The 16,669-nt window shown below is 56.3% G+C and carries 13 protein-coding genes; 2 read left to right on the forward strand and 11 right to left on the reverse strand.

Annotated elements, in window-relative coordinates; all coding sequences use genetic code 11:
* Nucleotides 1–25 precede the first annotated feature (25 nt).
* Genes ACFSDX_RS02515 through ACFSDX_RS02525 form a run of 3 tightly spaced genes read right to left on the reverse strand, consistent with a single transcriptional unit; the run spans nt 26 to nt 2,557 of the window.
* Nucleotides 26–181 (reverse strand): hypothetical protein, encoded by a 156-nt coding sequence (locus tag ACFSDX_RS02515; RefSeq protein WP_382311626.1) that lies wholly within the window; start codon nt 179–181, stop codon nt 26–28.
* A 54-nt stretch (nt 182–235) separates the two neighbouring features.
* Nucleotides 236–1,906 carry a hypothetical protein gene (locus ACFSDX_RS02520; protein ID WP_382311627.1) on the reverse strand — a complete coding sequence of 557 codons (1,671 nt, stop codon included), beginning with the start codon at nt 1,904–1,906 and terminating at the stop codon, nt 236–238.
* Nucleotides 1,907–1,918: 12 nt separating this feature from the next.
* Nucleotides 1,919–2,557: an RNA polymerase sigma factor gene (locus tag ACFSDX_RS02525; protein WP_382311628.1), complete on the reverse strand. Its 639-nt coding sequence runs from the start codon at nt 2,555–2,557 to the stop codon at nt 1,919–1,921.
* A 346-nt stretch (nt 2,558–2,903) separates the two neighbouring features.
* Between ACFSDX_RS02525 and wrbA the strand changes: the two genes are divergently transcribed.
* A complete protein-coding gene (wrbA, locus tag ACFSDX_RS02530; protein WP_382311629.1) occupies nt 2,904–3,518 on the forward strand; it encodes an NAD(P)H:quinone oxidoreductase in 615 nt (204 codons plus the stop codon).
* A 68-nt stretch (nt 3,519–3,586) separates the two neighbouring features.
* On the opposite strand, the gene ACFSDX_RS02535 is transcribed toward wrbA, so the two are convergent.
* Entirely contained in the window at nt 3,587–4,327 is a 741-nt protein-coding gene (locus tag ACFSDX_RS02535; protein WP_382311630.1) for a shikimate dehydrogenase family protein, read from the reverse strand.
* Nucleotides 4,328–4,366: 39 nt separating this feature from the next.
* The gene (locus ACFSDX_RS02540) at nt 4,367–5,026 is read right to left on the reverse strand and encodes a DedA family protein (RefSeq protein WP_382311631.1); all 660 of its coding nucleotides are present in this window, start codon (nt 5,024–5,026) and stop codon (nt 4,367–4,369) included.
* 1,172 nt (nt 5,027–6,198) lie between these two features.
* Between ACFSDX_RS02540 and ACFSDX_RS02545 the strand changes: the two genes are divergently transcribed.
* Nucleotides 6,199–8,571 (forward strand): beta strand repeat-containing protein, encoded by a 2,373-nt coding sequence (locus ACFSDX_RS02545; protein WP_382311632.1) that lies wholly within the window; start codon nt 6,199–6,201, stop codon nt 8,569–8,571.
* Between the two features lie 77 nt (nt 8,572–8,648).
* On the opposite strand, the gene ACFSDX_RS02550 is transcribed toward ACFSDX_RS02545, so the two are convergent.
* The 6 genes from ACFSDX_RS02550 to ACFSDX_RS02575 form a co-directional block, all read right to left on the reverse strand.
* Nucleotides 8,649–9,479 (reverse strand): phosphosulfolactate synthase, encoded by an 831-nt coding sequence (locus ACFSDX_RS02550; RefSeq protein WP_382311633.1) that lies wholly within the window; start codon nt 9,477–9,479, stop codon nt 8,649–8,651.
* Nucleotides 9,480–9,643: 164 nt separating this feature from the next.
* On the reverse strand, nt 9,644–11,041 hold the full coding sequence (locus ACFSDX_RS02555) for a tetratricopeptide repeat protein (RefSeq protein WP_382311634.1): 1,398 nt from the start codon (nt 11,039–11,041) through the stop codon (nt 9,644–9,646).
* Between the two features lie 147 nt (nt 11,042–11,188).
* Nucleotides 11,189–12,217 carry an NAD-dependent epimerase/dehydratase family protein gene (locus ACFSDX_RS02560; protein WP_382311635.1) on the reverse strand — a complete coding sequence of 343 codons (1,029 nt, stop codon included), beginning with the start codon at nt 12,215–12,217 and terminating at the stop codon, nt 11,189–11,191.
* Nucleotides 12,218–12,247: 30 nt separating this feature from the next.
* Nucleotides 12,248–12,934, reverse strand: a complete 687-nt coding sequence (locus ACFSDX_RS02565) for a tyrosine-protein phosphatase (protein ID WP_382311636.1) — start codon at nt 12,932–12,934, stop codon at nt 12,248–12,250.
* 113 nt (nt 12,935–13,047) lie between these two features.
* Complete coding sequence (locus tag ACFSDX_RS02570) at nt 13,048–15,042, reverse strand: polysaccharide biosynthesis tyrosine autokinase (protein WP_382311637.1); 1,995 nt, start codon at nt 15,040–15,042, stop codon at nt 13,048–13,050.
* A gap of 564 nt (nt 15,043–15,606) precedes the next feature.
* Nucleotides 15,607–16,551: a polysaccharide biosynthesis/export family protein gene (locus ACFSDX_RS02575; protein WP_382311638.1), complete on the reverse strand. Its 945-nt coding sequence runs from the start codon at nt 16,549–16,551 to the stop codon at nt 15,607–15,609.
* Nucleotides 16,552–16,669 lie beyond the last annotated feature (118 nt).

Below are 16,669 nucleotides of genomic sequence, written 5' to 3' on the forward strand. Positions count from 1 at the left end.
TCGGGAAAAGGAACTGCTTGGCGCGCTAGCGCGCCCGGCCGCCCACGGGCAGCGTGCCGAGCGGCATTACCAGCCTAGGGTGCGCGGCCCCGGCGGCCCGCTGACGCCGGTGCAGGTGCCGCGCCGCCAGCAAGGAGAGCAGCGCCAGCAGGGCCACGAGTATGCGCAGCGATGGAGGCATAAGTTTGTTTTTTAGAAGAATGAAAAACCGCGCGGCCCAGCCGGGCCGCGCGGTTTACTGCACCGGCACTACGCCGCTATTGAACTCAAAGCCCGCTTCCAGGCCGAAGCTGTAGGGGCGGTTTTGCTGCAAAAAGCTTTTATCGGTATCCGAGTTGAGCGACTGCACGCCGGCCTCAGCCGTGGGGCCAACGCTCACGCCCCAGCCTTTATTGGCCGGCCGGTAGCGTACGCCCGCCCCGCCCCGCAGCAGGGTAGTGAGGCGGCGGTAGGGGGTGCTGCCCGCGAAGGGCGAGTAGGAGCGGGCCGTTTCGGGGTTGCCAGCTATCTCGGTGCGCACGTTGAGCAGCGCGCTCACGATGGCCCCCAGCCGCCCGTAGAAAGAGACGCCCGTTTTGATGGGATTGTCGTAGCGCAGCTCGACGGGCACGCCCGCCGAGCGGTAGCGGTACGAGGAAGCCTGCAACTGACGCGGCACCGTCGAGTAGGCGCTCGCCATGTCCAGGTGCACGCCGTCGAAGCTCATGGAGGTAGCCGACGTGGCTTCCTGTTGCGCCGCTTCCAGGCCCGTGCTGAGCGACCAGTGGCCCCCCAGCCAACGGTTGGCGCGCAGGCTCAGGCGCTGGCCCAGGCCCGCCCGCAGATTGGTGCGGTACTCGGCCGCGGCCGACCGGCCAGCGCCTGCAAAACTGGAAGCAGGAAAGTTGGTCACAAAGGCTGGCAACGGGGAGTTGCTGGCCGCGAAATCAACGTTGGGATTAAACGCCGTAATAGCGTACTCCGCCCCAAACCGCCACCGCCGCAGCTTGGTAGCTGGCACGAGCTTGGCGTCTACGGGCGTGAGGCTGGCCGGCAAGCCCGCCGCCGGCCCAAAGGCCAGTTGAGTTGACTTCCCGGTGAGCAGATTCTCGCTCAGCCGGCTTGCCGTGAGCCCGGCGGCGGTAGACGTGGTGGCCTCGGCGGCCGAAGCCGAAGCTATATCGGCGGAAGAAGTGCCCGCTGCCTGGCCTAGGGTAGTAGCATTACTCGGAAACTCGGTACGCGACGAAGTAGCAGTAGAACCAATAGGCGAGGAAGTAGAATAAGGAAAGGAAGTAACCGCCAACGCGCTTGCCGCGGCCACTCCGCGGCGCGAGGTCATCGTGGCGCGATAAGCGTAGGTAGCCAGCGTGGTCGCCGCCGGGTGGCCTAGGGTACCTGTCGGCGGCGCAACCGCCAGCGAAGCCCGCTCCCGAGCGCTGCCCGCTGCCGCATTTTGGGCTAGGCTACTGCTGGCATCTGCCTGGGCACGTGCCGTGCCCGCCAGCCAAGCGGCAGACCCCGCCGGCAGCGTAGCCGTGGTAGTAAGCGTAACAGCCCGAGTGGCTTGACCCGGGGTGCCCACCAAGCCTACCGTAGCGCGGGGCTGGCGAGCAGCCGTGGCGGCCGCTATGGCCACGTGGGCCGCATTGTCGGCGTTCGTTACCACGGCTAGGTTAGGCGCCGCCGGCTGCTGGCTATGCCACCAGCCGCCGCCTGCCAGGGCAGCCAGCAGCAGGCTGGCGGCCATGCCCCAGCGGTGTACCAGCAGGCGCCGCCGATACTTTTCATTTTCAGCTAGCAGCAGGCTATTGTCAATTTGGTCCCACACCAGGGGGCGCGGGGGCACGGCGGCCGCCTCGCTCTCCAGCAAGTGGTGGCGAAATAACTCTTCTAGGCTGCCCTTGGGAGGCGATTGCGAATCCATACTGCTAAGTAATTAAGATAGAGGCCGCGCTGGCGGAGACAGGCGCGCTAATTTAGTTTGAAGAACGACCCGAGCCCGGGAATACTGCGATTTGCTGGTGCCTTCCGAGATGCTGAGCAGCTCCCCTATTTCCTTGTGCGTGTAGCCCTCTATGGCGTAGAGGTTAAACACCAGCCGGTAGCGCGGGGCCAGCTCCTGCACTACGGCCAGCAGCTCGGCATAGGCATAGCTGCTAAACGTAAATTCTTCGCTGGCGAGGGTATCGGGGTAATCGCCATCGCTCACGGCCACCAGCGGGGCGTTGCGGCGGTGCTGGCGCAGGGCCGCATTTATCATCACGCGCCGTATCCAGAACTCTAGCGGGCACTCGCGCCGAAAGCTGCCTAGGGTGCGAAACACCGTCAGAAAGCCCTCTTGCAGCACGTCCTCGGCCTCGAAAGTGGTTTGGGCGTAGCGCAGGCACACAGCCATCATGCGGGCGGCGTACTTATCGTAGAGCTGCTTTTGGGCCAACTGCCGGCCTTGCAGGCAGCCGTCGATAAGCTCCTCCTCGGTAGGCACCGCGTTGGCCACCGGGCGGCTGGCCGTGAGCCCGGTAGACCGGGCCGGCGGGTCTTGGCCATACGTAGCGGGCCAGGCGGCGGTACTCATGCCTGAAACCGGGCGGGGCCGGCGGGTAGTCCGTGCATCATAGATAACGCAAAGGAGGAAAACTTTCTTAAATCGAGAGCTAGCTGGTCTCACCGTTTCACTACCTCAAGAGGCGTGGGAGCTGCTCGGCGTTGCACGTGGGGCAGGGAAATCAGCTAATTAAAGTTAATAAACAGTTTATTAGATAGATACGAATAAAATTGGTTTTTGAATAAAATAATGTGTGTACATGAAATGTATGTACATCAATTAGTGCCTATCTTTGGGGGCTGTGCAACGCCAGCGGCCGTTGGCCGTTCTAACGGCTCAGTTTCTCCTTTCTACCCAAACCCCAATTCTTCTTATTATGAAGACGCTCGTGTTGTTTTATTCCACCTATGGCCACGTGTGGAAATTGGCCGAAGCCATCGCCGAAGGTGCCCGCGAAGTAGCCGGCAACGAAGTAGTGGTGAAACGCGTGCCCGAAACGCTATCCAAGGAAGTGCTGGACAAAACCGGTGCTACCGGCGCCCAGCAGGCCTTCGCCCACCTGCCCGTCGTGACCCCCGACGAGTTGAAAGATTACGATGCCATCATCTTCGGCACGCCCACCCGCTACGGCAACCTCTGCGGCCAGATGCAGTCGTTTATGGATAGCACGGGCGGCCTGTGGGCCACCGGCGCGCTGGTAGGCAAGGTAGGCGGTGCCTTCGTGAGCACCGCTACCCAGCACGGCGGCCAGGAAGAAACCATCCGCAACTTCCACACCGAGCTACTGCATCACGGCTTCATTATCGTAGGCCTGCCTTACGCCTGGCAGGGCCAGATGGACCACGAAGAGGTAACCGGCGGTACGCCCTACGGCGCCAGCACCGTGGCCGGTGGCCAGGGCGAGCGCCAGCCCAGCGCCAACGAGCTCGAAGGCGCCCGCTTCCAGGGCCGCCACACGGCCGATATTGCCAAAAAAGTATCGGGCAAATAAATGAGTAATTCGAGTAATGGGGTAATGGGTAATGCCAATCGGTATTACCCATTACCCCATTACTCGAATTACTTATTCCAAATGGCCCAAGCGGCTTCGGCCTGCCGTTCTAGCATGTCGAAGCCGTTTTTGGTGTGGGCACCGGCCTCGCGGCCCTTTTGGAGAAATAGCGTCTCGCGGGGGTTATACACGAGGTCGTAGAGGTAGTGCTGCGGGGTTAGGGCTGCGTAGGGCAGCGGCGGGCAGGTGGCCACGTTGGGGTACGTGCCTAGGGGCGTTGTATTAATAATGAGCGGGTGCGCGGCTAGCACATCGGGCGTGAGCTCGGCGTAGGTGAGGTGCGGCCCTAGGGCATCGCGCGACACGAGCCAGTACGGAATACCCAGCTCGCGCAAGGCCACGCCTACCGCTTTGGCCGCGCCGCCCGTGCCCAGTACCAGCGCCCGGGCCGCGGGGCTGCGGTCAGGGTAAAAAGGCCGTAGCGACTCGCGAAACCCCACGTAGTCGGTGTTGTGGCCAATGAGGCTACCGTCGGCCCGCAGCTCGATAACATTGACGGCGCCCACCAGCGCGGCCGACGAGGCCACGTCGGTCAGGTAGGGCCAAATTTGCTCTTTGTACGGGATAGTTACGTTGAGCCCGGCCAAGTCGGAGTGCTTGGCCAGCAAGTCGGGCAGCTCGCGCGCCTCCGCCAGCTCAAACAGCTCGTAGCGACAGTCTTCGAGCCCTAGGCTATAAAACTTCTGGGTGAAGTACGTCTGCGAAAACGAGTGCGAGAGCGACCGGCCAATAAGCCCAAACGTGCGCATAAGTTCGACGGGTTAGGAGTGCGAAAAGCGGCTGCCAGGCTACGCCTTGGCCAGCTTGCTGCGCAGAAACTGCCACAGCGGCGGCAGCACCGAGAAGAGCACGATACCGTAAATCACGAACGTAAAGTTGTTCTTGACCCACGGAATAGACCCAAGGAAGTAGCCCGCCAGCGTGAGCGACACCACCCACAGCACGGCGCCCGCGATGCTGTACGAGGCAAAGTGCCGGTACGTCATGGTGCCCACGCCGGCCACGAAGGGCGCAAACGTGCGCACGATGGGCACGAAGCGCGCCATGATAATCGTCTGCCCGCCGTGCTTGGCGTAGAAGGCCTGCGTTTGCTCGAGATACTTACGCTTGAAAAGCTTGAAGTCTTCCTGAAACACGCGCGGCCCTAGGTAGTCGCCAATGAAGTAGTTAAGATTATCGCCTAGGAACGCTGCCGCCAGCAGCAGCGGAATGAGATACGCGATATTTAGCAGCGGCTGGCCGGTGCTGGGGTTAGGCTGGGCCGCCAGCGCCCCCGCCACAAACAGCAGCGAATCGCCCGGCAAAAAAGGGAAGATAACCACGCCCGTTTCCGTGAAAATAATCAGAAACAGAATCAGATACGTGAGGTTGCCATAATCGTGCACCACGTTGACGAGCGTCTTGTCGAGGTGCAGAATAAGGTCTATGAAATGCTTGATGAGCTCCATACGAAAGGAAGATTGACCTTACAAAGAAAGCAGCCGGCGTAGCTGCAACGGTCGGTTCCTGATTATCAGCGCTAGCTGAATGTCCTCAGCCGGGTGATACTAGCGCAGCAACGACTCCAAAAAAGCGCTAGGTTACGTGGCTAGCCAACCGCTGGCCCAGCAACGGCTTAAATGCTCGGGTTAGGTGGCAAACTCCTCAGTTGGGTGAATGGTAACAGCCGTTAGAAACTAATTTTAGCAGCTTCCAAAAATTTATTTCATTCCTCATCTATAGCATTATGCCAAGTAAACTACGGCTCTATGAAACAGGCCTGATGTTGCTTAAATACTAACGCTCCGCTGCGGCATCAGATTGGGCGCTAGCACTTATGCACCACCAAGGAAGGAACTAAACTGCCATCGGTGCATTCAAGGCCTTCCAAAGGCTTTGGCATTTTGGCTAAGTCCTTGATTTTTTGAGTGAGGCATAAGCCACTGAGCATGTAACCGCGAACGGAAGCTACTGACTATAAATGGTCTGTTTGGCTCTTTTTTTGTAAAAAGATTCAAATGTTATTGCACGCAGCTTAGCGTTTTTTGGACGATTTAAACTGCGCAGTTGCGGTGATAAAAAATTATTAAAATAAAGCGCCACCTTTCATTTTGACCCCGTATAAGGCCACGGTTCGCCCTTACGGGAGAATTTTCCTTGTATAAGCAAACTATTTACCCTACACAGTATGACAACTACTACTCTGCAAAAAAAGCGACAGCCTGGCTATCGCACAAGATTTATGAAGGCCCTCGTGCCGCTATTAGCGTTTGTTGCCAGCCTGACCGCTTGGCAATCGGCACAAGCACAGGGAACCGAGTTCTATGATGATGGTATTGCCTTGGCCCAACAACCGATTGGTGCGGCAAGCTCTACCGTTAACTATCAGGGCAAGTCAATCCCCGGCGATGCTCCCTTTGACGGCTTCGCCAAATTGGGCAATACTACCGCTGGCGTTGCTAACCCATACCTAGGAGCTTACAACGCTACCAGCAGTGCGTTGGCACTTACGGGAGGTGCTATAGTGGCCGACCCCATCATCCCCAGGAGAGGTGGTAGCTACACCATTACCGGCGCGAGCGTCCGGTACCGGGTATACTTGAAGAACAGCAACACTGCACCAGCCTATACAGCAGTTTCTTTGCCTAATACCCAGGCTTTCCCAACTGGCGGTACTATCTACAGCAACAACGCAATAACTACTGGCAATTTGCTGAGCGGGTTGAGTGTTACTGGTCGCTACGTGTTGGAAATAGTATTTCAAACTACGACCATCACCCCTTCTGGTGCCCCCGGCGCCGATGCTGACCCGAGTGCCTCTACCTATCAGGCTGATTTTGATTTCACGGCGCCCGCTGTTCCTACCCTTAGAGGTACTGCCGTTTACATAACGCCATATTCGTCGAACGGTAATGCCAACCCGCGCATTACCTACACCGTGAACTCTACGGCTACTCCGATGTATCAGGGAGCTAACCTAGGCAGCACGAGCACTACCAGTGCTACCTATGACTTGAACACTGGCCTACTGATTCTTAATGGTGGTGCCGCCGTTACGACCGAAGCGGGCTCCCGCACGGTTAACAACGTGAGCATGTATTACCGGGTGCGCCCGCAGGGACAGGGTGGTGGCCAGTTCACGGCTATCAACCTGACTCAGAACGGCAACGTTGGCAACGATGGAACGCGCAATTTTTCGGTTACGAACCGGACCATCAACCTCATCAGCAGCGCAACAACTTCGGGCAGCTACAGCGTAGACATCTACTACCAGGCGGGTGGTACCAACAGCGCCGACCCCACTACGCCCGTTGCATTCTCGCTTACGGATGACAATGGCGGCGCTTTCTACACGGCTAGCTTTAACGTAACCGGCAACCCGATTCCTTCGACCGTGTGGACCGGTGGCCTGAACGATAACTGGTTTGATGATGCAAACTGGACGAACAACGTGCCTACTATCGGAACCAACGTAGTAATTGCCAACCTCGGTACCAATACGCCCAACCCGTATCCCCGCATTCTGTGCAACACGACGTACGTGTATACTAACCAGACCACGGGAGCTTCGTCTACCATCAATAACTCGGGCAGAAATGTAGCCGTGGCCCGCAACCTGACCATGGCTGGCAACAGCCAGGCCGACCGCTCTAGCTTGAGCTTGGTTATTGGTACGCTCAACGTACTGGGTGATTTCGATAACCGCTACGCCAGCTTCATAGCCAGCGCCGGTACCACGATTGCCTTTAACGGTACCAACCAGAGTATTTCGGGCGGTTCTTTTGCCAACGTGTTCATCAGCGGCGGTGGTGTAAAATCGTCGCAAGGCGTTATGAACGTAGTCGGCGATATCATCTTCGACGATGGCTTGCTAGTAACGGACATTACGCAGCCAACGACCTCGGTCGTTAATCTAGGTGACCGTGCGGCAATCAACAACAATACGGGTGGGCGTTTGCTACAAGAACGCGACGGCGCGTACCTACAAGGTTTTGTAACCATCGCACACCGCACCGCTACCCCTGGCACGGAGGACCTATTTGGTAATATCGGCTTAGGACTTAATTTCTACACCAACCCCGGTGAGATTTTGGTAACCCGCAATACAGCCCAAGCCTACAGCCCCGGTAATGGCGCGGCTAGTGGTGTGCGCCGCATATTTGAGGTAACGCAGTCGGTAGCGAACACGAGCGGCGCTATCAAAGCCGACATGCGCTTCTTCTACCTCGATAGCGAAACCAGAAACCTAGGGCCGAGCGGTAACATCAATATTGATGAAAATAACCTGGTTGTTTTTGCTTCCACTAACGAAGGAAACACGTTTAACAACCTAGGCGGCACGCCGGACGCGCAGAATAATATCGTAACGCTCATCGGCACGACCAATTTTGCAGTACCTAATACTAGATTCACGCTCGGCGACAAAACCAACCCGTTGCCAGTGGAGCTTGTTGCTTTTGATGCTAAGCGCCTAGGTGCAAATACGTCGGTTACGTGGCAGACGGCCAGCGAGAAAAACAGTGCTGGCTTTGAGGTCGAAGTAGCTACCAACGGTGTACAATTCAAAAAGCTCGCGTTTGTGGCTAGCCGTTCGGCTAATAGCACCACCGCCGCTACCTATAGCTACATCGACACGGAAGCCGGTAAATCGGGCGTTCGCTACTACCGCTTGCGCCAGGTAGACCTCGACGGGCAGTATTCTTACTCGCCCATCCGGGCCGTGAGCTTTGCCGGCACTACCGATGCGGCTGTGGCTTCGCTCAGCAGCTATCCTAGCCCCTTCACCAGCACCAGCCAGGCTGCGCTGGTATTGCAGGCACCCACTGCTGGTACTGCTCAGCTACAGCTGATGGACCTGGCGGGCCGGGTTATCGCCAACCGCACCGTTACTACGGTAGCTGGCATCTCCGAAATAGCGGTGCCGAATGCTAGCGAGCTGGCCGTTGGTACCTACCTGGTGAAAGTGACTTTCGCTACGGGTGAAGTGAAGACGCTTCGCATCCAGAAGCACTAGTAACTCACAAGCACCTATAATAAAAAAGCCTGGTTCGTAAGAACCAGGCTTTTTTTGTGGGCAGAAGTGATGAGCGATTAGCCGCGGGGCATCGAAGTGCCGGGTTTGCCGGTTTTCACCTCGGGGCGGAACATGGGGTCGACGCCGTCCATGTCGAGGAAGTCAGTAAACGTATCGCCGCGGAGGCCCAGGCGAATCGTTTCAAGGCTCACAATCTCGTTGGGGGCGATGTTGCCAAGGTTCACGTTGGCCCCGAGCAGCTTGATGAACCATACCTGCTGCGCCTTCTGTGGCGCCTCCCAGAGGATGCGCTCCGAAGGAATCTTGGTCAGAATTTCCTCTACCAGACCCGAGCGTACTTCGCCCGTGCTCCGGAACAGGCCCACGTTGCCACCCTCGCGGGCCTCACCGATTACTTTAATGGCCCCCGCGTCGAGCTCGGCCTGCATCTGCGAAATCCACTTGTAAGGCGGGATAATCTTTTCCGCATCTTTCGAGCCTACCTCGCTCAGCACTTTCACCGACTTGCTAAGCTCGCGGATGAACTCGCATTTGCGGTCGTGGGGCAGGTCGATGCTGCCATCCGATACTTCGGCGTACTCAAGGCCAAATTTGTCGAGTAGGCGGCGGTAATCATCGAACTGGTTGCGGATGATGAAAGCTTCAAACAGCGTGCCTCCTAGGTACACGGGGAGGCCACCCGCCCGGTACGCGTCTATTTTCCGTTGCAGATTGGGCACTACGTAGGAGGTCGCCCAGCCTAGCTTCACAATATCGGTGTAAGGTGCCCCCACCTCCAGAAAATCTTCCACTTCCCGCAGGCTCAGGCCTTTATCCATCATCATGGTAAAGCCTTGCTCACGGGGTTTCTGCGTACGCTCGGGTAGCTGGGAGAGGGAATAGTTCATCAAGTAAGCTGGTGATGAGATGAGTAAGATGGTGAAGAATAGGGAGCGGCGCCACATAGGGCACTCAATCACTATCTTTTAAAAAGCAAAAAGCCGTTCGCTTGTTAAGCGAACGGCTACAAAAGTAACTTATCTCGAAAACTCAAGCCGCGTCGGCCTGCCGATTACTTTCTGAATTGGTCGATGAGCCGCCGCAAAGCAGGCTGCTGCTCTAGTTCTGGGAAGTAGTCAAACAAGAGGGTGTGCTGGTCATAATTGAGCGTGAGCGCCGTTTCCAGCTCCTGATACGCCTCTCGCAAACGCCCCGAAGCAAGCAGATACGCGCAGAACATGTAGTGAAAATGCGCCTCGTGCGGGTGCAGTTCCACCGCGTGGCTCAGCAGGTCGATGGCCTCGTCGTAGTGCCCTTGCTCATAAAGAATGGCACTCCAGCTAACCCAGCCAGTAGCGTCTTCCGGGGCTACTTCAGTGGCTTTTTCGTACGCTTCGAGGGCACTTACTACGTTGCCAACCTGGTTTTCAGCAGCCCCTAGGGCCGACCAGTACTCCCCACTTTCTCCGTACAGCTCCACCGCCTTGCGGAAGAAGTGAATGGCTTCGAAAGGGCGCTCCTGCTCTTGCAGCAGCACGCCTTGCCCAAACCAGGCCTCATCCATGGCCGGGTTTATTTCCAGCGCCTTGCGGTAATACTGGCGGGCCTGGTCCCAGTCGCGCAGCTTCTCGTAGCATTCCCCAATGTTGCACAGCGCTTCGTCGGTGGGCTCACCGGTAGGGTAGCTGAGCTCGAATTCGGCGATGGCGCGCTGGTACTGCTGCTGGCACACGTAAGTATCGGCCAGCCAATGGTGCGCGTCGTGAAAGTCGGCGTCAATGACGATGGCGTAGTCAAAAGCCGCAGCGGCTTGTTCGTACTTCTCCAGCCGGTAGTAGTACTGCCCTAGGTTGTACCAGGCCACCGCTGAGTAAGGGTCATCGTCGGTGAAGCGCTGGAAGAATTCTTCGTGCTCGGGGAGCCGGTTGCTGGCTTCCAAGCAGTTGAGGAGCTCCTGCACCGTCGTTTCGTTGTCGGGTTGCAGCCGCAGGCTGTGCTTGTAGTGCCGGGCCGCGCTCTTGTACTTCTGCCAGCTTTGATACGCCAGCCCTAGGTTGAAGTGAATGTCTTCCCGGTCGGAGTTTTGGGCCAGGGCCGCCTGAAAAAACCGCACGGCCTCCTCAAAATCACCCCGCTGCGTGGCAATAATACCGCGCGTTACGGCCACGTCCGCGTTGTCGGGGTCCAGGCTGGCCACGCTGGAAATCTGCCGTTCAGCCTCCGTGTAGTCGCCGCGCATGGCCGAAATCTGCGCGCGGTCGATAAGCAGCTCCGTAGAGAAAGGATACTGGCCCAGGGCGACCTCGCACGCCTGCTGGGCTTTGTCGAAAGCTGCCGAGGTTACATAGTAATCAATAATAATTTCAAACTCTTCCAGGTCAAAAAAAGCAGCTTCATCATGGGCTACCATGCGCTCGTAGCGGCGCACGGTGCTCTGAGCTGCCCGGGGGTCTTCAAATGATTCGTTCATGCGCATAATATCACGAATTAATACAAGCTGAGCGGCAAGCAAAATAGCGCTGGCGGTTGGGTAAAATAGGCAATAACTAGGCCGGACCAAGTGAAAGCCCTATCGTTGCGTTACCCCGTTGTGAAAGCGTAGCTCCGTCGCGATTCGCTAAGATATAACCGCTTGGGGACTAGTCCGGTTCGTTTTGAGTCCTTCCGTGGCCCAGGCAATCGTTTCGCTAAGCGGCCGGAAACCTAAGCCGGTGGCTAGCTGCACTTTGCTGGCATCGTAGTAGATATGCTGCCGCCCGGCCCGCGCTGTATCGCGGGTAATCAGGGGCCGCGCACCCGTCAAAACGGCCCGCCCGTGCTCCAAACGCCAGATTATTTCGGCGGCCCAGTCGGGCACGGCCACCGTGGGCGGGCGGCGGCCAAACGCCCGGGCGACGTCCCGCAGGAAATCGCCGAGGGGGTAGGCGCCCCCATTCAGGATGTAGCGCTCGGTGCTAGGCCCGGCAGGTAGGTCAATCATCAAGCGAACTAGGTGCGCCACCACGTCACGCACGTCCACAAAGTTGAGCAGGCCTTTCGTGTAAAAGCGGTGCTCGTCGTAGGCGTAGCGGAGCAGGCGCGTGCTGCTGCGCTGCCAGTCGCCAGGCCCTAGCACCACCGAAGGATTAACGATGACGGCAGTTAGTCCCTCGGCCGCCCCACGCCACACTTCTAGCTCGCCTAGGTACTTGCTGGTGGCGTAGGCCGGGTGGCTGGCGCCTAGGTCCCAGGTAGCTTTCTCAGATACTATCTGCTGAGCCTCGGCCGGCTGCTCGCCGGTGGGCTCGGTGGGCTGACCTAGGGCTGCCACCGACGACACGTAGCCCAACCGAATGCCGGGCCGGGCCAGGCACGCATCAACGATAGCGGCCGTTCCTTCCACGTTGGTTTGCAGCAGGGCGTCTTCGTCCTGCGGGGCGTAGGAAACCAGTCCGGCGCAGTGAAAGACGTGCGTTACGTCTGAAGAAATGACTGACGCCAGCAGGGTAGCGTCCAGGATGTCGCCCTGTACCCATTCTACTCCCGGCAGGACTAGCCGTGCGGGCGCAGCACCCCGATGCAGCGCCCGCACGGCTAGTCCTCGTGTCTGCAATTCGCGCAACAAAAATGAGCCGATAAGACCAGTTGCTCCGGTAACGAAAATCATCGGCTGAAAAAGAAGAGCTAGGCAGTTGGCCTACAGCGTATCGTTGAGAAGCGGCAACTCCAGTAGCTTTCGGAAATAAGTCGACTTAACCGTTTTCTTGGCCAGCGCGGCGGTGTGACGCAGGTGGTGCGTGTCGGTGCCTACGAAATCAACTAGTTTTTCATCGATTAGTTGCTCGGCCACGTGGCGGGCAGTGGGAGAGTAGTAGCCCGCCAGCGAGTTGAGGTTGAGCTGCAGGAGGACTCCGTATTCCTGCCGTAGTTTTCTGATTTCGGCAAAGCGACCGTAATAGTAGGTATAGCGCTCAGGATGAGCCAATACTGGCTGGTAGCCCGCTGCCTTTAGCTCAAAAATAGTTGCTTGCAGGTTAAACGGCTCATTCATGTACGAGGTCTCGAAAAGCACGTAGCGCTTTTCACCGCCGAAGCTCAGGAGCTCAGAGCCTTCGGCTAGCTTCTGGCCCAACCACTCATCGAGGTAGTACTCAGCGGCGCATTCCAGCGTCATGTCATCTATACCGGCCGCATGGGTAGCGGCCTGCAACTCAGCCAAGGCGGTCCGGATGCCTTCGGGCGTGTTTTTGTAGAAATCCCCCATTATGTGAGGGGTCATAATCAGCTTGCGAAAACCCAGCGCGCGCAGCTCTCGCAGCAGGTTTAAGCTGTCGGCTACCGTTTCGGCGCCATCGTCAAGGCCCGGTAGCAGGTGCGAGTGCATATCAACCTGCAGTCCAGCTAACGGGCTGACAATATCAGCGTTAGAATCGGTAGTAGCGTCATTACCAAACAAGCGTTGCCAAAAACTGGCCATTAGTTATTACTCTTAAATACTTAGCTAAAGAAACTCTTGATTTTTTGACCTAGCGTTGGGGCCTGGGTAGATTCCTCGTAGTAGCCCATGCCGTAGCCGGTGTTGCTATTGCCGTAGCCGTAGCCGTAGCCGTAGCCGTAGCCATAGCCATAGGCATTCTGAGCTTTGGCATCGTTGAGTATCGTACACATTTTCGTGAACTGATTATTGCTCATCAGACGGTTCAGATTCTTCAAAAACACCTTGCGCGAATAATTAGCGCGCACGATGTAAATCGGTACGTCGGCTTTGCGCATGATAAGAATGCCATCCGTAACCAAGCCAACTGGCGGCGTGTCGATGAGAATGACATCGTAGCTCCGGTGCAGCTCGGCCAGCATCTGGTCGAAGCGTGGGTTGAGGATAAGCTCCGACGGGTTGGGTGGCGTGGGGCCCGCCGAAATGAAATCCAGCGATTCAATTCCGGTGTGTTGAATGCACTCGGCCAAGGTATGCCGCTCGATGAGGATAGTACTGATACCTCGCACGTTATCCGCATCAAAAGCCAGGTTGACCTTGGGCTTGCGCATATCTAGGTCTAGGATAATCACTCGCTGACCAGACAGAGCAATAATACCGCCAAGATTTACCGCCACGAACGTCTTGCCCTCCCCCGAAATAGTGGAGGTCACGGAGATAATCCGCTTTTTATTGGCAGGACTGATAAAATCCAGATTGGTTCGGATAGAACGAATAGCTTCAGAAACAGACGCTTTGGGATTCTTATCTACCACCAGCCGCGATACTTCTAGCTTCTCCTTATCGTAGGTGGGAATGACGCCTAGGACTGCTGCCTTGGCCCCGCGCTCCAACTCCCCGATTCCGGTTACGGTATTGTGCATCAGGTAGCGAGTAGCAATCAGGCCCAAGCCTAATAACAGGCCGCTCGCCAACCCAATAGCGTATACCAGTAACCGCACGGGCGTGATGGGCTCGCTGGGCGGCGAGGCCGGCGATAGAATCTGGAACTCCGGGGTGGTGCCCGCCTGCTGGATGTTGAAATCCATCTTGCGGTCTACCAGCCGCTGGTAAGTAGAGGCGTACAAACTGAGCGGCCGCTGCAGGCGGTCCTGCTCGGTTACTTTTTCGGGCATCGCCATCAGCTTGTTATTGAGCTGCGCATCTTTGGCATCGAGCCGGGCCAGCTGCTTCTGAAACAGTTGAAAGTCCTGCTGCAATTGCCGTTGCAGCAACTCGCGGGTATCTCTAATAACGGCTTGGTTACGCTGAACGGCAAACGTCTTGTCAGTCTGTGACTTAAGCGTAAGCCGCAAGCTGCGCTGCTGGCCATCCAGCTCGTTGAGCAGCCCTATCAGGGTCGGGTCTTCCAGTTCGGTTATGCCCGGCAGGTTATCCGCCACCGTCTCATCATCGTTGCGCGTAAGTTGTTCCCGATTCATCAGGCGGCTTATATCGCTCAGCAGACGAAGCTTGTCCTGAAGTTTTTGACGGTCTTCCTGCTGTTTTTCCAGGTTTCCCTTGAGCGCCGCCATGTCGCCCTTCACATCATAAGTTTTATTGCGGCGCACAAACTCTTTTTGCGCTTCTTCGGCTGCCCGCCAGCGCTTGTCATTGTCAGCAATGACCTGGTCTATAAAGTCTAGCGATAAAGCAGTACTCTGCTTTTTACGGTCTAGCTTTTCCTGTAGGTACACCGTATCAATGTTGTTGATAATGTGTGCAGCCTTGTCAGGGTTGTTATCAGTAAACGAAATCTGGATGGTGTTGGCGCTGGGATTAACTACCGTAACATCCAGATTCTTATCCAGATAGCCATTCATTGACCCGTCGTCAAGAATCACGAAGTGATACTGCGGGTCATCACCAATGGGCAGTGCCCGCCCGGGTACGGTTTCCAGTAGCAACTGCATACCCGGAAAGGGTGCCCACTGCCCTACGTCATAGGTGCCAGTCAGCGTTTGGTTGCGGACTTTAACACTTACCTGATACTTGGTAGGTGTCAGGAAATTCAACAAAAACTTATGATTGTATAGTCCTGGGTCAGTTATCTTATACTTTACGAGAAAGGGCGAATTATCGTACAACTCAGCTTCCAGGACTGTACCTTGTACGAAGTAGTTGACATCCAGCGCCAAGCGCTCCTTCAGATGCTTGTAAGTAAGATTGGATTTGATGAGCTCAATCTCACCGGCTAGCTGATTACTCGGGCTATCATCACTCTTAACTGCTCCAAACCCAAGGTTAGCGGCCTCTGAGCGCTCATCTAGTTTGAGCACAGAAGCTGCTTTGTATATCGGTTTAGTATAGCGCAAGAATAGCCAAGATCCTGTGAAGCCTAATGCTAGCAATAGTAGTACCCATACCAAGCTCCGGCGAGCTACTAATACTAACATATTCAGGTCCAGACTGCTTTCAGCATCATCTGGCTCAGCGGCTATTGCCGGGCCGGACGTGGGCGGAAGCTGACTAGCTGTGTCACTAGTGGCTCTGCGAATAAGCTCCTCAAGCTCTGCGTTTTCACTTACTGCCATAATTAAATAATAAGCTTAGAATGAATGCTAGAGATAGGACATTGAAAACTATCGATTTTGACTCGCGATAGTGATAATAGTGAAAACAATACTTACGGCGCTGAGCAAGGTAGATGCCGCGCCAAATACCGGGCCCGCATCTGTCAGTCCTTCCAAGAAGCGGCGCCGCACAGGCTCTATATAAACAATATCATTAGGCTCCATTTGCAGATTAGCCCGCCGCATGCCAGCGATGGTGCTTAGGTCAATCTGCTCAATCTGCGGGTTCTTTAAATCACCTCTGATAATGCGAATAGTAGACGTTTTACCGCCGTAACGATAAACACCGCCGCCGCCGCCGCCACTACCGCCATCTACACCTCCTGCTAACGCGAGAACTTCCAAAAGATTCATGTTATCGTTGGCTAGCGGTATGACTAAACCGCCAGGTGAACCTAGAATGATAACCCGATTATTAGTGACCCGTGTCTGGATGAATGTATCGCGATAATAAGGAGTAAACAGTACTTGTAAGGTGCTATCAGCTTGGCGTAGTGTGAGACCACTTAAACGCGTTTGGCCAATAATTGGCACAGCCACCAAGCCATTGGCTTGCACAAGCAACTCTAGGCCAGAGCTACTGCTGCCTGTGCGTGATACCTGTGCAGCCCGGCTACCTGATGAGGTAGCAGTCCGGGAAGTCAAACTAGATGTCTGGCCGGCCGACGAGCCAAACTGTAGCTCGCCGTTGGGGTCGATGATGCGTTCGCCCTTGTTGGTATACACGCGGATATCCAAAAAGTCGTTGGGCTGAATGCGGTAGTTGCGGTCGGTACGGTTGACGGCTACCCGCAGCTTCGCTGTGTCGATGCGGTTACCTTTTTCATCCGTTAGCCGAAACAGCACGCGCTGATTGTAATATCGATTGGAAGCGCAGGAGGCAAATAAAAGCAGAACCGGTAAGCTCAGCAGCAGCCGACGCACGGTAGCGGAATAGACAAAGAAGGAATCCAAAGGATATAGCCAAGGTAGAAAGTGAGGCTCAGCGGTGTTATTCTGAAGATGAGCACCAGCTAAAAGGTCTCAAAAGTAACCTATCTGTTGTAGGCTTTCCAATTTTGGGCCTCCAAAC

Origin of the sequence: Hymenobacter bucti, assembly GCF_042681145.1 — a bacterium.
In the GTDB taxonomy this organism is placed as follows: Bacteria; Bacteroidota; Bacteroidia; order Cytophagales; family Hymenobacteraceae; genus Hymenobacter; species Hymenobacter bucti.

What these genes read in the sequence shown, in the direction of transcription:
- ACFSDX_RS02515 (WP_382311626.1), bottom strand. Translation starts at nt 181, where the DNA reads ATGCCTCCATCGCTGCGCATACTCGTGGCCCTGCTGGCGCTGCTCTCC.
- ACFSDX_RS02520 (WP_382311627.1), bottom strand. Translation starts at nt 1,906, where the DNA reads ATGGATTCGCAATCGCCTCCCAAGGGCAGCCTAGAAGAGTTATTTCGC.
- ACFSDX_RS02525 (WP_382311628.1), bottom strand. Translation starts at nt 2,557, where the DNA reads ATGAGTACCGCCGCCTGGCCCGCTACGTATGGCCAAGACCCGCCGGCC.
- wrbA (WP_382311629.1), top strand. Translation starts at nt 2,904, where the DNA reads ATGAAGACGCTCGTGTTGTTTTATTCCACCTATGGCCACGTGTGGAAA.
- ACFSDX_RS02535 (WP_382311630.1), bottom strand. Translation starts at nt 4,327, where the DNA reads ATGCGCACGTTTGGGCTTATTGGCCGGTCGCTCTCGCACTCGTTTTCG.
- ACFSDX_RS02540 (WP_382311631.1), bottom strand. Translation starts at nt 5,026, where the DNA reads ATGGAGCTCATCAAGCATTTCATAGACCTTATTCTGCACCTCGACAAG.
- ACFSDX_RS02550 (WP_382311633.1), bottom strand. Translation starts at nt 9,479, where the DNA reads ATGAACTATTCCCTCTCCCAGCTACCCGAGCGTACGCAGAAACCCCGT.
- ACFSDX_RS02555 (WP_382311634.1), bottom strand. Translation starts at nt 11,041, where the DNA reads ATGAACGAATCATTTGAAGACCCCCGGGCAGCTCAGAGCACCGTGCGC.
- ACFSDX_RS02560 (WP_382311635.1), bottom strand. Translation starts at nt 12,217, where the DNA reads ATGATTTTCGTTACCGGAGCAACTGGTCTTATCGGCTCATTTTTGTTG.
- ACFSDX_RS02565 (WP_382311636.1), bottom strand. Translation starts at nt 12,934, where the DNA reads ATGCACTCGCACCTGCTACCGGGCCTTGACGATGGCGCCGAAACGGTA.